General features: G+C 51.2%; 15 protein-coding genes. 1 reads left to right on the forward strand and 14 read right to left on the reverse strand.

The features are described 5' to 3' along the window. Positions 1–48 precede the first annotated feature (48 nt). Complete coding sequence (locus tag C1192_RS14715) at positions 49–216, forward strand: YhfL family protein (RefSeq protein ID WP_001031834.1); 168 nt, start codon at positions 49–51, stop codon at positions 214–216. A 108-nt stretch (positions 217–324) separates the two neighbouring features. On the opposite strand, the gene C1192_RS14720 is transcribed toward C1192_RS14715, so the two are convergent. From C1192_RS14720 to aroB, 14 genes are all read right to left on the reverse strand, one after another. Next, complete coding sequence (locus C1192_RS14720) at positions 325–1,410, reverse strand: aminotransferase class I/II-fold pyridoxal phosphate-dependent enzyme (RefSeq protein WP_038355353.1); 1,086 nt, start codon at positions 1,408–1,410, stop codon at positions 325–327. A gap of 11 nt (positions 1,411–1,421) precedes the next feature. After that, on the reverse strand, positions 1,422–2,726 hold the full coding sequence (locus C1192_RS14725) for a YhfT family protein (protein ID WP_000366842.1): 1,305 nt from the start codon (positions 2,724–2,726) through the stop codon (positions 1,422–1,424). 11 nt (positions 2,727–2,737) lie between these two features. Then, on the reverse strand, positions 2,738–3,091 hold the full coding sequence (locus tag C1192_RS14730; RefSeq protein ID WP_001517214.1) for a DUF2620 domain-containing protein: 354 nt from the start codon (positions 3,089–3,091) through the stop codon (positions 2,738–2,740). Positions 3,092–3,101: 10 nt separating this feature from the next. After that, positions 3,102–3,980 carry a phosphotriesterase-related protein gene (locus C1192_RS14735; protein ID WP_016249275.1) on the reverse strand — a complete coding sequence of 293 codons (879 nt, stop codon included), beginning with the start codon at positions 3,978–3,980 and terminating at the stop codon, positions 3,102–3,104. Then, on the reverse strand, positions 3,977–5,203 hold the full coding sequence (locus tag C1192_RS14740) for a phosphopentomutase (protein WP_001517216.1): 1,227 nt from the start codon (positions 5,201–5,203) through the stop codon (positions 3,977–3,979). Before C1192_RS14740 ends, C1192_RS14735 begins: the two co-directional genes overlap by 4 nt. Continuing rightward, positions 5,204–6,367, reverse strand: coding sequence for a YhfX family PLP-dependent enzyme (locus C1192_RS14745; protein ID WP_001517217.1), 1,164 nt, complete (start codon positions 6,365–6,367; stop codon positions 5,204–5,206). It lies immediately after the preceding gene. Positions 6,368–6,450: 83 nt separating this feature from the next. After that, complete coding sequence (locus C1192_RS14750; protein ID WP_000450044.1) at positions 6,451–6,813, reverse strand: hypothetical protein; 363 nt, start codon at positions 6,811–6,813, stop codon at positions 6,451–6,453. Between the two features lie 16 nt (positions 6,814–6,829). Then, the gene (gene yhfZ / locus C1192_RS14755; protein ID WP_001254804.1) at positions 6,830–7,735 is read right to left on the reverse strand and encodes a GntR family transcriptional regulator YhfZ; all 906 of its coding nucleotides are present in this window, start codon (positions 7,733–7,735) and stop codon (positions 6,830–6,832) included. 282 nt (positions 7,736–8,017) lie between these two features. Continuing rightward, positions 8,018–9,022, reverse strand: coding sequence for a tryptophan--tRNA ligase (gene trpS / locus C1192_RS14765; RefSeq protein WP_000165548.1), 1,005 nt, complete (start codon positions 9,020–9,022; stop codon positions 8,018–8,020). Next, complete coding sequence (gene gph, locus C1192_RS14770; RefSeq protein ID WP_001517219.1) at positions 9,015–9,773, reverse strand: phosphoglycolate phosphatase; 759 nt, start codon at positions 9,771–9,773, stop codon at positions 9,015–9,017. Before gph ends, trpS begins: the two co-directional genes overlap by 8 nt. After that, the gene (gene rpe / locus C1192_RS14775; protein ID WP_000816280.1) at positions 9,766–10,443 is read right to left on the reverse strand and encodes a ribulose-phosphate 3-epimerase; all 678 of its coding nucleotides are present in this window, start codon (positions 10,441–10,443) and stop codon (positions 9,766–9,768) included. The genes gph and rpe overlap by 8 nt, the downstream gene beginning before the upstream one ends. A gap of 17 nt (positions 10,444–10,460) precedes the next feature. After that, entirely contained in the window at positions 10,461–11,297 is an 837-nt protein-coding gene (dam, locus tag C1192_RS14780; RefSeq protein ID WP_000742158.1) for an adenine-specific DNA-methyltransferase, read from the reverse strand. Positions 11,298–11,403: 106 nt separating this feature from the next. Beyond that, positions 11,404–12,702: a cell division protein DamX gene (gene damX / locus C1192_RS14785; RefSeq protein ID WP_038355352.1), complete on the reverse strand. Its 1,299-nt coding sequence runs from the start codon at positions 12,700–12,702 to the stop codon at positions 11,404–11,406. Positions 12,703–12,793: 91 nt separating this feature from the next. Beyond that, positions 12,794–13,882 (reverse strand): 3-dehydroquinate synthase, encoded by a 1,089-nt coding sequence (gene aroB, locus C1192_RS14790; RefSeq protein ID WP_000439860.1) that lies wholly within the window; start codon positions 13,880–13,882, stop codon positions 12,794–12,796. Positions 13,883–13,934: the final 52 nt, after the last annotated feature.

The following is a 13,934-nucleotide window of genomic DNA, read 5'->3' on the forward strand; positions in this document are numbered from 1 at the left end:
CACATAATTAATGAATATTACTCGATATATTTTACATAGGGAATGAGAATGAACAAGTTTATTAAAGTAGCATTGGTAGGTGCGGTACTGGCAACGTTAACTGCATGTACTGGTCATATTGAAAACCGTGACAAAAACTGCTCTTATGATTACCTTCTGCATCCGGCAATTTCTATTTCTAAAATCATTGGCGGCTGCGGTCCGACTGCACAGTAATCTCTTAACAGAGATCGGTTAATGCTGTTTTAATTACCTGACGCCCTCTATTTTTACCAGAGGGCGTATTTGTTTTTACCTTGCCTTTAAAAATATCGTTCACAGCAGTTAAATACAGGCAATACTCTCGCGCAAAATACGCAGCACTGTCTCCTCACCACTACGATTAGGATTAATACGAATCGCACAATGTTCTAATTGTGGATTCACCTGACGAAATGTCCCGGAAAGACGATAAAAGAGCGGCGGAATTTCATATTTCGACTCCGCACCAACTGGATATGGCAATGCACCGCGTTTCTGCGCTTCTTCCAGTACCCTTGCAGCAATCGGCTGATGGAACTCCACAATCAACACCTTCGACTGCGCATTGGCAATGACGGCGCTTTTAACTTGTGGCACTGCGCCACCGTTGAGCAAGGTCAGCAACCTTTCAGATACTCTCGCCTGTACTGCATGCATCACTGGCGCAAAAACCAGTCCGCGCAAGACTTCCAGCGCCTGAGCGCCCTGAATCTGGCTGCCTCCGGAGTAAAGCGTGGCACGAATACGGTTGATGGCATCAGCATCGCCTACCACCGCACCAACACCCTCCGGCCCAAACAGCTTGAAGCAGGAAAAAGTTGAGACATTCGCCCCGCATTCGCAGCCAATCCGCGCCACCTTCATCACCGCATAGTTGTCATCAGTTAACGCTGGAACACCCGCCAGGCGCAACGTTGCCAGCACATCTGCCAGAATGTAGCGATCCTGCGGCTGCTGGCGTGTATGTTGCACCAGTGCTGCATCTGGTTGTTGCTCTTCGACGATTTGCTTAAGTGCCGACAGGTCATTGAAATCAGCGGTAATAAGCGTCAGCCCCATCTGCTCAATAATGACCCGCGTAGTCGGATAAACAGGCGCATCATGTACCAGAAGACGCTGCCCGGGCTTGAGCAAAGCTGCCAGCCCGGCACGGATCGCCCCAGTGCCAGCGCCTTGCACCAGCGCCGCCGCTTGCGCATGAAACACACCCGCCAGTACCTGTTCCACACGTTGAGTAATGCGCGGTTGATTCAACCCCGGCGTTAATCCCAAATCACCACAGGTAAGGAACTCACCGCCAGGGAAATAGCGGCAAATCGTGTCCACCAGCGCAAACTGCTTTTGCTGTGCTTCTGCAAGAGTCAGGCTTTGCAAGGGAAACGTCTTCATAAGTGCATTCCTTAAGCCGGAACAAACAAGCCAAGCCAGTAAAGAACATTCAGCAGAATGCCGGTGATCATCACTGCCACCACAGGTGCCGCCATTTTCTGTACCGGACGCCCCAGAGATTCGTTGAGGAAGTAAATGGCGACCGCAATAGAGAATCCGGTATAACCCGCCATTTTGATTGCCGCGAAAATCGAACCGACCAACAGAGCCACTTCCATCAGCATATTCATGGCGTTACGAATGTTATCCGACGCATTACGCACTGACGGGTAGCGCCCCAGCCATTTACCTATCGACCGTAACAACAAAACTTCCGCCGAAATAACCACTGCGCCCAATACCGCCGCAACCATCGGATTAGGCGAGAGATAGCCCACCGCATAGACAAAGGTAAAGCCAGCAACCGCATACACCCCCGTGGCTAACGCAGTGGTGGCAATCAACGGCACAAAACCCAGCCCGCGCATAAATTCTGCCAGCGCCGCCTGATTGATCAGCGTTTGCGATTGCTCCGGCGTGACGCCTGCGGAGTACGCTTTCTCAAGGGTGAAGATCGACACTTCGCTACCAGCAAAAATTTTCATACTGGCAACAGCAGCGATCAGCGCTCCGACAATGGCGATATACGGAAGATTTTTGATAATCCGCGACGTGCGCTCTTCAAAGACCGAAAATCCGCTGGCATCGATATCATTTTCATCACGATGACGCAGGTCGTGAGTTATCGCGATCCCCAGCAGCATTACCATGCCAATAAAGATTTCGATGGATTCCGGATTAAGATGCGGGAAATAACGCACCACCACGACGCGAGTCATCAACACGACGGCGGCAGCGATCAGGCTTTGCTTCCAGCCAAACTGGTAGAAAATCGCCACCAGCGGGAAGAGTGCAAAAGCAGAAACTACCGGAGAGCTTAATTCCCCCAGACTACCTAAAACATCAACCGGCAGCGCAGTCAGCAACTGGTTTACCGGCAGCAGGCAGGTGAGGATCAGTATCCCCCAGATTGCGCCAAGGCCAAACGCCATCAGGCTGTTTATCGCCAGTACGCCGAGGATATCGGTAGGAAGAAAAAGTAACCATGCGTTGAGCAGGCCGGTTTTCAGGGTAAAGGAGATCCCCACCGATGCCACAAAACCAATACTCAAACCGAAAGCGATACTCCCCGCCTCGCGACGGTTCATATAGCCTTCAATCAATTGTGGCAGGATCGGGCGAATACCATCATGAAATACGGCCGCCGAGCGATGTGCCAGAAGTGATGTCATACCGGTCAGGCACGCCACCACGATAATCTGAATATACAGATCCATAGTCGTGCCTTTTATTTCAGATGGTTAATCAGCATCGGAATCGCGTGTTCAACGTGCTCAACGGAAAGCCCAAACGCCACCTTTCCTTCAGCGATCATTTTGGCGATATGCTCGTCTTTCGCTTTAATACCAGGCCTGGCAATGGTGCAACTTTTGTTATAACCAATCACCGCGATAGCAATCGACAATGCCGCACCTGCGCCGGTATTACACGCGCCGATGTAGTAATCCAGTTGCCCGGATTTCACTTTCATTGCCGCTTCCATGTCGTTATAAATGAAAACTTCAAAACAGCCAGGAGCCGTCGTTTCAATGGTTTTTTTAATCTGCTCACGCTGTAAGCCTGCAACGCCAATCTTTTTCATGAGTCTGTCCTTATTGGAAAAATTGAGAGGGAGTTTCACGTAACATCACATCCACATCGGCCTGACTGAATCCTGACTGGCGCAACTGCGGAATAAAGGTGGTAAATAAAAAGTCATAGCCATAACCACCGTTGGCTTTTAAATGGGAACGACGAGTAATATCCATCGACAGCATGACGCGGTTAAGCAATCCACGGTCGCGGAGCGCGTGAAGCATCGCAATACGCTTCTCATCCGGGTAGTAACTGTTCTTGCCAATGGTGTCGAACTGCACATACGCGCCGAGATCGATCATCTTTAAAATGTTGTCGAGGTTGTCTTTAAGATCGCAGTGCCCGAGGGTGACCCGCGAAAGATCGACACCGTGGGATTGCAGTAGAGCCAGTTGTTCCAACCCCATAGTGCTAAAAGATGTATGAGTGGAAATGGGCCGTCCGGTCTGGTTATGCGCCAACGCGGCGGCAATGAAAACTTTCTCTTCCAGCGGCGTGATTTTGCCCTCACTGGAGCCAATCTCCGCGATGACCCCGGCTTTCAGTTCCGTGCCATCGATACCCTGTTCAATTTCATCGACCATCTCTTGCGCCAGCTCCTGCACGCTGCGGGTCGCCACATGCTCCGGGAAAAAGGCATCCTGGTAATAACCAGTACAAGGCACCACGTTGATTCCCGTCTCACGCATCACATCGAGCATAAATTGCGCATTGCGGCCCATGTAACGATTGGTCATCTCAATCACATTACGAACGCCCTGCGCCATCAGGTCGTTCATCTCCTGGCAAATGAACGCATATTGATCAAGGCGGCAATCCACGTTGTTTTTAAAGCCGGAGAGATCAATATGCAGATGCTCATGAGCAAGGGTGTAGCCGGTCGAATCGATGGTCATAAAGAGTCACCCTGAAAGCGAAGGGAAGATAAAAAAGAGCTGCCGTTTTGTGGCGGCGAAGCACGGAAAAATTCACATACCGTGGCTCCAACATCAGAGAGCGTGGGATACACACCCAGACGAGTGGCAGCCAATCCACGCTGATAAACCAGCACAGGCACTACTTCGCGGGTATGGTGGCTGTGGCCGATAGTCGGGTCGTTACCGTGATCAGCCATGACGATCAGGCAATCATCCGGCTGCATCGCCTCAACAAGCCGGGCAAGATTACGGTCAACGACCTGCAAACGTTCGGCATAACGTGCGACGTCTTCTGCGTGGCCGGCGAGGTCGGTTTCCTGAATATTGGTGCAAATAAAGGCTGTCGGATGGGCGTTAAATTCGTCGAGAGTGATATCCATAATCCGTTGGCTATCCACCAAATTTTGCCAGCTCATTCCATGAGGATTGCTGACGATATCCGCCACCTTACCCACCAGCACCGTAGGTACGCCTACCTGATGCAGTTGTTGCGGCACCTGCACTTTTTCATCGACACCGTAGCCCATATGTACAACCTGGAAACCGCTGTCATAAGCGCCGGAACGCGGTGCATTTATGCCAATAAAACGCCCTTCCTTGCTTTCTGCGGCATCAAGAATGCGCTGGCTGTCCTGCAACAGGCCGCCAAAAGTAATAACCCTGCCAACCTGTACCTGCTCACGCACCACACGACCAATCTTGACAACTTCATCGAACGGTATCGCAGAGAGATTGGCGGTAACGTTATAGACCTGGCCTAAATCCGCTTCGAGATTGTCGCCAACTGCCACGGCCTGGTTTACCCACAGAAATTGCAACGCATCGCCACGGCGTTCGACCTGCCAGCCCGCAGCCATTAAGGCTCGTTCAACACGATCAATAACGTCGCGAAAGGGCATCCGCAGCGGCGGCAAGGGGCGCGTACCTAAAATTTCCTGATGCCCCATAAAGGTATCGCCACCTTCATGTTGCAGTTCTGCTACGCCCCAGACTGCGCAATCCGATGGCTGCATATCACCCGGCGCATAACCCAATGCATTGATTAGCCCCAGCTTCTCAAGAGTCGGCAACTGTAAATGCGGCAACTGGCTAAGAATGTGACCACAGGTATTCGCCCCGGCATCCTGTGGGCGTACCCGCGCAACATCTTTCATTGCGCCTACGCCAAAACTATCGATCACTAACACCACAAATCGCGCCATTTACGCCTCCAGAAGGTTGCCGAGGCTGTCATAGCGACCAACAATTTCCGCCGCGCCGCGCTGAATACCGGACACCAACACCACATCGCTACGGGTGACAAAAATCTGCGTACGAAAACAGAGCACCACCGCGCTACTTACCGGAAACTCACCAGCCAACGGCAGGTAATAGTCGATACTATTGTCATCCACTGTTTTGAGAAGTGTTTCTGTGATGCTTTGATTTTCTGGAGTAAAAATAAGAGCGTGATGTGCATGACCACGGCGATAGTAACCACCGCCATAGCAATAACTGTCGCCACGGAAGTGGTGGGAAATTTCACTTAACCAAAGCATGGCGATACGTTCGGGTTGATCGCCCTGCTGGTTTGCCGGAATAGTGCCGGTCAGCGCATGACCAGGTTCGGCATGGGTAACACCATATTGCGCTAACACCGGCAACGAAGTGCAACTGGTCGCTGAAGGCGCGTTTAGTTGCTCAAGGGCAGTGCCAGATTTAGCCAGTTGATCCCGCGCCTGTACCAGCGTGTGAAGATTCGGCGTGGGTAAAACTTTCCCGCTTGTTTCATCCCAAAGCAGGCAAGGGAAATGGGTAAGTCCCGCTAAATGTAGTCCTGGTAGTTTTTGGATTTCAGCGACAATGTCATGCAGCGTATTTTGGGTAAAACCGCTCTCCTGCCCTGGATAAAGGAAATCATCGTCGCTATAAACTTTGAGCAGCACAGACTGTACGCATCCAGCCTTCACCGCTGCCGCAGAAATTTCCCGTGCTTTATCGAGGGTAAACACAGTGATAACACCGGTTCCCTGTTCAACGGTGTCAGATACCTGGTGACAAGGGATTTGTACCAGATGCCCCTGATGCGCCACCGGCAAACCGGCGCGACGCATCACTCGTGCCTCTTTGTAGTCCACCGCCACAATGCCGCTGTAGCCCAGCGCCAGCAGCTTTTCCGCCAGCCACGGGTTACGACCGAACTGCTTAGTCATCAGATACAGTTCAATACCGTAAAGCCGTGCTGTCTCAATGAGCCGCTTACCGTTTTCCAGTACCTGATCCACGTCGATCACCCAACAGTCCGGGGCGATCTTGCCCTGCTGCCACAGGCTTAATGCGGCAGAAATCAGCGCCGGGTTCTGGCGTTTCAATGCTTCTACAAACATCTTGTTGCCTCGTTTCTGTTCCTTAATTCAAATATTCATTTTTTTGAATATTTAAGATGTACGACGTGGATTTGCCATGTGCTTCAAAGGTCTTCGTTAGCGGCCATCCATAATCCATAAAGGTTGGCCAGCAGATATCCTTCTTCACACGGGTTAACTTCCAACGCGAATCCCTGCAATAACACCCGATGCAACTGCATGATCGCTGGCCAGTGGCTGGATTGCGCCAGTTCCGTCAGTAATTCGTCATCCAGCGGCAGTATCTGTTCACCGCGACGGCTGCGCATCAGCGCACTCGCCATATGCGTCATCGCCATCGTTCCCTGCTCGCTACGTATGGGCAGATGACATTCTGTTTCCAGAATCTTGACAACCTGCATCATGCCTTTACAGATGTCCTTATCTATGACCCCTGCATCGCAAAGCAGGTTGAGTCTGGTTTCCATTTTAGATGCCTTTTATTTAATAACTGGGTTCCTGTTCCCCGCTGACCACCCGCTGTTGATGGGCAAGCAGGGCGTGTTTATCAACAACCGCACGCAGTAATTGTTGCATTGGGTAATCATCAGCTCGCGTCAGGATCACGGCTTCGGTGGCCTGCAAAAATCGCGGATCGTCTGTGAGCGGCGTCGCTTCTAATCCAAGCATGGCCAGTTCGCTTTCTGCCACCACATTCCAGATCACCGCATCGACATCACCTTTGACAATGCGCTGCAAACTCTCGTGATAGGAGAGATCGACGCGCTCCACACTGCGATCACCAAAAAAGACATCGGTCATGATTTTCTGATCCGCCGAGCGACTATCCAGCCCAACACGCTGCACATTACCGGATTCACCTTTGCGACAAATCAACTGGTGCTCACCAACGTAGGTGTGCGGCCCCAACTCCAGTGCGAGGCATAAACCTTTTTGTGTGAGATAACTTTCTGCCGCCAGCCGGGAAACCACTGCCATGTCATACACACCGTTAAGCAAACACTCCACGCGAATATCCGCGCCGCGCATATGCGCATAGTAAAAAGGAATGCCATCAAACTGGGCTTTTAACCCGCTAGCCAACCCTTCGTACAGACGGGTATAAGGCAGAGGCATCGCACAGACTACATTGTTGATATCGACATGGCTCAACAGCGCTTTGTTATCCATCTCCGCCAGGAAACTGCCATTACGCCCGCGACGTTCAATGCGTATCGCGCCGCTTGATTCCAGCGTTTTTAGCGCGGCCTGCGTCAGGCCAACGGACGAGCGGCATTCAGTTGCCAGCTCATCAATCGTTTTCAGGCGATTACCGCATTTTTCACCCAACAAATAACGGGCCAGCGTCGTGATGACGACACCTTCTTTTTTGATAAACGTTCGGCGCATAGTAAATTTTCAATAAAGTGAATATTTATATATTCATTAAAATGAAGATAAGTGGCAACCACGAGAGATGGAAACGGCGAGATGCTTCACATTTTTCCGGATTACTGCGAAAAAGGGACAAAAAAACCGGGTTTCCCCGGTTTCAGAGTGATGATAAAAGCAAAACTGCATGATGCGCTACGCTTTCCTTCAACATGTTGAATTTACAACATTTTGTAGGCCAGATAAGGCGTTCACGTCGCATCTGGCATAAACAAAGCGCACTTTGCCAACAATGTTGAATTACGGCTTCGCTACAAAACCAATTGCTTCGTAAACCGCTTTCAGCGTGCGGGAAGCGTGTGCGCTGGCTTTTTCTGCGCCGTCTTTCATCACCTGTTGCAGGAAGGCTTCGTCATTGCGGAAACGGTGATAACGCTCCTGCAATTCAGTCAACATTCCGGAAACCGCTTCTGCCACTTCGCCTTTCAGATGACCATACATTTTGCCTTCGAACTGTTTTTCCAGCTCCGGGATGCTCTGGCCAGTCACTGCAGAAAGGATATCCAGCAGGTTAGAAACCCCCGCTTTGTTCTGCACGTCGTAGCGAACTACTGGCGGCTCGTCGGAATCAGTGACCGCACGCTTGATTTTCTTCACTACCGATTTCGGATCTTCCAGCAGGCCGATAACGTTATTGCGGTTATCGTCAGACTTGGACATCTTTTTGGTCGGCTCCAGCAAAGACATTACGCGCGCGCCAGATTTCGGAATATACGGCTCTGGCACTTTAAAGATATCGCCATACAGCGCGTTGAAACGCTGGGCGATATCACGGCTCAGTTCCAGGTGCTGTTTCTGATCCTCACCGACCGGCACCAGGTTGGTTTGATACAGCAGGATATCTGCTGCCATCAGCACCGGATAGTCAAACAGACCAGCGTTGATATTCTCAGCGTAACGTGCAGATTTATCTTTGAACTGAGTCATGCGGCTCAGCTCACCGAAATAGGTATAGCAGTTCAGCGCCCAACCTAACTGTGCGTGTTCCGGTACGTGGGACTGAACAAAGATGGTGCTTTTCTCAGGATCGATGCCACAAGCCAGATACAGTGCCAACGTATCCAGCGTCGCTTTACGCAGCTTCTGTGCATCCTGGCGCACGGTAATAGCGTGTTGGTCAACGATACAGTAAATGCAATGGTAGTCATCCTGCATGTTTACCCACTGACGCAGAGCACCCATGTAGTTACCAATGGTCAATTCACCTGAAGGCTGTGCGCCACTAAAAACGATGGGCTTAGTCATTTTTCGATTCCTGATTTTCGCTTTGCGGAAGCCCTAATGCGGGCAGAAGGTCATTGAGAGACTGATAAATTACATCAGGCTGGCTAAGTTCGATAGCCTCGCCGTAGTTATATCCATAGGTTAAGCCAACAGAAGGACAACCGGCCGCTTTTGCCGCCTGAATATCATTACGAGAGTCACCAACAAACAGCATTTGTTGTGGAGCAATGCCCATACGTTCAGCCACCAGTAACAGCGGATCCGGATGCGGCTTTTTGTTTTGTACGTCATCGCCACCGATGACCACGCTAAAGTATTTGGCGATATCTAAAGCTTCAAGCAATGGCGCAACAAACGGCGTCGGTTTGTTCGTGACCAGACCTAACGGCAAGCCTTTGGCCTGCAACGCACCGAGCGTATCGGCAACGTGTGGAAACAAAAACGTCCCTTCTTCAGCAACCTCGCCATAGTAGCGGTCAAACAGCTTACGCATAATACGCACCTGTTCTTGCAATGGGATGTCGTCATCAACAGGCGGCTTACCCATCGTTTTACGCAGGGTCGCACGTTCCTGACGCGCCCAAGTCAGTGCTCGTTCCATCAGAACATCTGCGCCGTTACCAATCCAGGTAATAACTCTTTCTTCGCCTGCGACAGGTAACTCCAGCGCGTACAGCGCCATATCTACCGCGGCAGCAAGACCGGGAGCACTGTCAACCAGCGTGCCATCGAGATCGAAGGCAACGCCCCGAATATCTTCAAACTTATTCATGACTTACCTTTGCCAGTTCACTGCGCATTTCATCAATGACTTTTTTGTAGTCTGGCTGGTCGAAAATGGCCGAACCAGCGACGAACATATCCGCACCCGCCGCAGCGATTTCGCCAATGTTATTAACCTTCACTCCGCCATCCACTTCCAGGCGGATATCGAAACCAGACTCGTCGATGCGGCGACGCACTTCGCGTAGTTTATCTAACGTTTGCGGAATGAAAGACTGACCGCCAAAACCGGGGTTAACTGACATCAGCAGGATCACATCCAGCTTATCCATCACATAGTCCAGATAACTCAACGGCGTGGCCGGGTTGAACACCAGACCCGCTTTACAGCCATTTTCTTTAATCAGTTGCAGCGTGCGATCAACGTGCTCTGAGGCTTCAGGATGAAAGGTAATGATGCTGGCACCTGCGGCAGCGAAATCCGGCACAATGCGATCAACCGGTTTCACCATCAAATGTACATCAATAGGGGCGGTAATGCCGTAGTTACGCAAGGATTTCAGCACCATAGGTCCAATCGTCAGGTTGGGAACGTAGTGGTTATCCATGACATCAAAATGCACGACATCAGCGCCGGCTGCCAGGGCTTTTGCGGTATCTTCACCCAGGCGGGCAAAATCAGCCGACAGAATTGAGGGGGCAATCAAATACTGTTTCATCCGCTTCTCCTTGAGAATTATTTTTTCGCGGGTGAAACGACTCCTGGTTTGTACAAAGCCAGCAGTTCGTCCACCTTTTTACGTGTGCCGCCGTTGCTGCTTATACTGCGTCGAACTTTGACGACATGCAATTTTGCGCGCTGATACCACTCGCGCGTTAGCGCAGTATCATGATTGGAAATCAATACCGGGATCTGGCGATCAACCAGACCTTCAGCAATCTCCGCCAGATGCGCTTGTTGTTCAAGAGTAAAACTATTTGTGTGATACGCCGTAAAGTTGGCGGTTGCAGAAAGTGGTGCATAAGGCGGATCGCAATAAACGACGGATGCATCATCCGCGCGCGCCATGCTGTCGGCGTAAGACTCACAATAGAAAAAGGCATTCTGCGCTTTTTCGGCAAAGTGATACAACTCTGCTTCCGGGAAATAGGGTTTTTTGTAACGGCCGAATGGCACATTAAATTCACCGCGCAGATTGTAACGGCACAGACCGTTGTACCCGTAGCGATTCAGATATAAAAACAGTACCGCCCGGCGGAAGGGATCCTGACTTTTGTTGAACTCTTCGCGGAACTGATAGTAGACCTCAGCGCAATTTGTCTCAGGAACAAACAGCTCGTGAGCAGCCTGTACGTACTCATCGGTACGCGTCTTCACAATGTTGTAGAGACTGATCAGGTCGCTATTGATATCAGCAAGGACATAACGAGAAAAGTCGGTGTTGAGAAACACCGACCCGGCACCCACAAAAGGCTCAACCAAACATTCGCCCTTAGGCAAATGTCGTTTAATATCATCAAGCAGGGGATATTTGCCCCCTGCCCACTTCAAAAAAGCGCGATTTTTCTTCATGCTGACTAACTAATTACACCTTCTCCGGCTGTGGAGAAAGCTCCGACAGCATCCAGCGCTTCAGGCAGTTCCCGCAACGGTAAACCATTGCGGGAAATAGCCTTGATTACTTCAAATCGGCCTGTACCTGACGCAGCGGTTTCGCCCACGGGTTTTTGGCCTGAACATCGGCTGGCAATGTAGATACCGCTTTTTTCGCTTCTTCTTTCGAAGCGTACACGCCAGAAACCAGGACATACCACGGCTGACCGTTACGCGTCGTTTCATAGACAACGTAGTTTTTCAGATTCTCTTTCTTCGCCCAACCGTTCAGGTTGTCGTAGTTAGAAGAACTGCTTAGCTGCAGAGTGTAATGGCTGGACGGTGCCGATTTCAACGAGCCGACATTGCCTGTGATCTTCGCCCCAGCGGCTGGTGTTGCCGTGGTTTGCGCCGGAGATGCCGTTTGTGCAGGCTCCGTGCTGGCGGTCGCTTTTGGCGCAGGCGTTGCTACTGGCGTAGAAGTCGCAGCAGGTGCCCTGGTGCTCACCACTGGCGCAGCCGGTTCAGTATGCTTCGGCTGTTGTGCTACTGGCTTCGGTTCCGTTTTCACAGTTGCTTGCGGTTTCTTCGGTTCAATCACCGTCTGCTGACGTGCCGGACGCGTGGTGGTCGGACGTTCAGCAGTTTGCGTTTTCGCCGTATCACGCGATGCATTGCCATTGCGAACTGGGGCTACAGTCGCAGGTTCGGTCGGCAGCGTGGAGTTGACCGCCACATTATTCAACTGCTGCTGATTTTGTGGTTGTGTCAGCGCGTTATTCAGATCGCCCTGCACTTCAACACGTTGCTGCCCATCCATTGCCGCCGGGGATTGCCCCTGGGTCGGCGTAGAAGAGATCGGTGGCAGAGAAACATCCTGCTGGGTATTTTGCGCAGACGTGGTTCCCGGCGCTGGCTGCACACCATTCGCCTGATCGACCGCATTACCAGAAAGATCAATACTCTTCTCACCAGACGCAGTTTGATCGCTGGAAGAGGTCGAGGGGGCTTTTAGCGCAAAACCGATACCGATGATCAACAACAACAGAACCAGAATGCCGACGCCCATCATCATATACTGACGAGAAGCCGGTTTGCTGGCTGCTTTTTTACGCTTACGCGGACGACGCTCTACGCGCTCTTCATCCACAGCTTCATCTTCCGAATCATCAATTTCTTCTTCGATTTCCGGTTCCTCATTGCGCTCTTTTTGCGCACGAGTCGGACGGCGATCGTCAGTGTCATCAAGTTCAATATCATCAAAATTGATCTGCGGTTCGCCACGTTCAGTACGTTCTGAACGCTCAGAAGATTGACGAGAACGACCAGTACGACGATCGCTGGGATCGGATTTCAGCTCGTCTTCTGGTTTGAATTCATCCATTTAACACCCCACTAAAAGGTTAATGCTTACCACGTTGCAATTAACCTGAAGCTAATAGACCACTTAATAAGCGGCCTGACCTTTCTTGTTGTTACGCTGATTGACAATCGGCAATAGCATTAAGAACAAGCTCGTGCGATACGCCGCCGCGAACTTCGCTCTTACCAATTGCCAACGGAAGAATTAAGCGCATTTCTCCCGCAAGGACTTTCTTGTCACGCAGCATATGCGGTAAATATGCCTGCGCGGACATTTCGCGCGGCCCATTAACCGGTAACCCAGCCCGCGTGAGCAGAGTAATAATACGCTGCGTTTCGGCAGAACTGAACTGCCCAAGACGTTCCGACGTCCGCGCCGCCATCACCATACCTGCAGCAACCGCTTCGCCGTGTAACCAATTGCCATAGCCCATTTCAGCTTCAATGGCATGACCAAAGGTATGTCCCAGATTCAGTAAAGCACGTAAGCCGGATTCGCGCTCGTCGGCAGCAACAACTTCTGCTTTCAGCTCGCAACAACGACGAATACAGTACGCCATTGCCGAACCATCCAGACCGAGCAATGCATCCAGATTATCTTCCAGCCAGTTGAAAAACTCACCGTCAAGAATAATGCCGTATTTGATGACTTCCGCCAGCCCCGAAGCTAACTCTCGCGGGGGAAGCGTTTTCAGACAGTCGAGATCCACCACCACGGATGCTGGCTGATAAAAAGCGCCAATCATATTTTTACCGAGGGGATGGTTGACTGCGGTTTTGCCGCCGACGGAAGAGTCCACCTGCGACAGCAGTGTCGTCGGGACTTGAATGAAGCGAACACCGCGCTGATAGCTCGCCGCTGCAAAACCGGTAAGATCGCCCACTACACCGCCGCCAAGCGCTACCAGCGTCGTATCGCGACCGTGCGGCTTTTGCAACAACGCCGTAAAAACAGTGTCGAGCACTGCCAGGCTTTTATACTGCTCGCCGTCAGGAAGGATAACGCTATCAACGTTAACACCCGCCTGTTCAAGTACGCCGCGAACCTTATCGAGATACAAGGGAGCCAGGGTTTCGTTGGTGACCAACATCACCTGCTCGCCCGATTTCAGCGGTAAGAATGAAGCTGGTTCGTTAAACAAACCAGATGCGATGGTAATTGGGTAACTACGTTCCCCGAGAGTAACGACTATCCTCTCCATAACGCGACATCCACCTTAATTACTGTACCCGCAGACGAGTGTATATAAAGCC

The organism is Escherichia marmotae, assembly GCF_002900365.1.
Taxonomy (GTDB): Bacteria; Pseudomonadota; Gammaproteobacteria; order Enterobacterales; family Enterobacteriaceae; genus Escherichia; species Escherichia marmotae.

Coding starts and splice junctions, on each gene's coding strand:
- C1192_RS14715 (WP_001031834.1), top strand. CDS start 49: ATGAACAAGTTTATTAAAGTAGCATTGGTAGGTGCGGTACTGGCAACG.
- C1192_RS14720 (WP_038355353.1), bottom strand. CDS start 1,410: ATGAAGACGTTTCCCTTGCAAAGCCTGACTCTTGCAGAAGCACAGCAA.
- C1192_RS14725 (WP_000366842.1), bottom strand. CDS start 2,726: ATGGATCTGTATATTCAGATTATCGTGGTGGCGTGCCTGACCGGTATG.
- C1192_RS14730 (WP_001517214.1), bottom strand. CDS start 3,091: ATGAAAAAGATTGGCGTTGCAGGCTTACAGCGTGAGCAGATTAAAAAA.
- C1192_RS14735 (WP_016249275.1), bottom strand. CDS start 3,980: ATGACCATCGATTCGACCGGCTACACCCTTGCTCATGAGCATCTGCAT.
- C1192_RS14740 (WP_001517216.1), bottom strand. CDS start 5,203: ATGGCGCGATTTGTGGTGTTAGTGATCGATAGTTTTGGCGTAGGCGCA.
- C1192_RS14745 (WP_001517217.1), bottom strand. CDS start 6,367: ATGTTTGTAGAAGCATTGAAACGCCAGAACCCGGCGCTGATTTCTGCC.
- C1192_RS14750 (WP_000450044.1), bottom strand. CDS start 6,813: ATGGAAACCAGACTCAACCTGCTTTGCGATGCAGGGGTCATAGATAAG.
- yhfZ (WP_001254804.1), bottom strand. CDS start 7,735: ATGCGCCGAACGTTTATCAAAAAAGAAGGTGTCGTCATCACGACGCTG.
- trpS (WP_000165548.1), bottom strand. CDS start 9,022: ATGACTAAGCCCATCGTTTTTAGTGGCGCACAGCCTTCAGGTGAATTG.
- gph (WP_001517219.1), bottom strand. CDS start 9,773: ATGAATAAGTTTGAAGATATTCGGGGCGTTGCCTTCGATCTCGATGGC.
- rpe (WP_000816280.1), bottom strand. CDS start 10,443: ATGAAACAGTATTTGATTGCCCCCTCAATTCTGTCGGCTGATTTTGCC.
- dam (WP_000742158.1), bottom strand. CDS start 11,297: ATGAAGAAAAATCGCGCTTTTTTGAAGTGGGCAGGGGGCAAATATCCC.
- damX (WP_038355352.1), bottom strand. CDS start 12,702: ATGGATGAATTCAAACCAGAAGACGAGCTGAAATCCGATCCCAGCGAT.
- aroB (WP_000439860.1), bottom strand. CDS start 13,882: ATGGAGAGGATAGTCGTTACTCTCGGGGAACGTAGTTACCCAATTACC.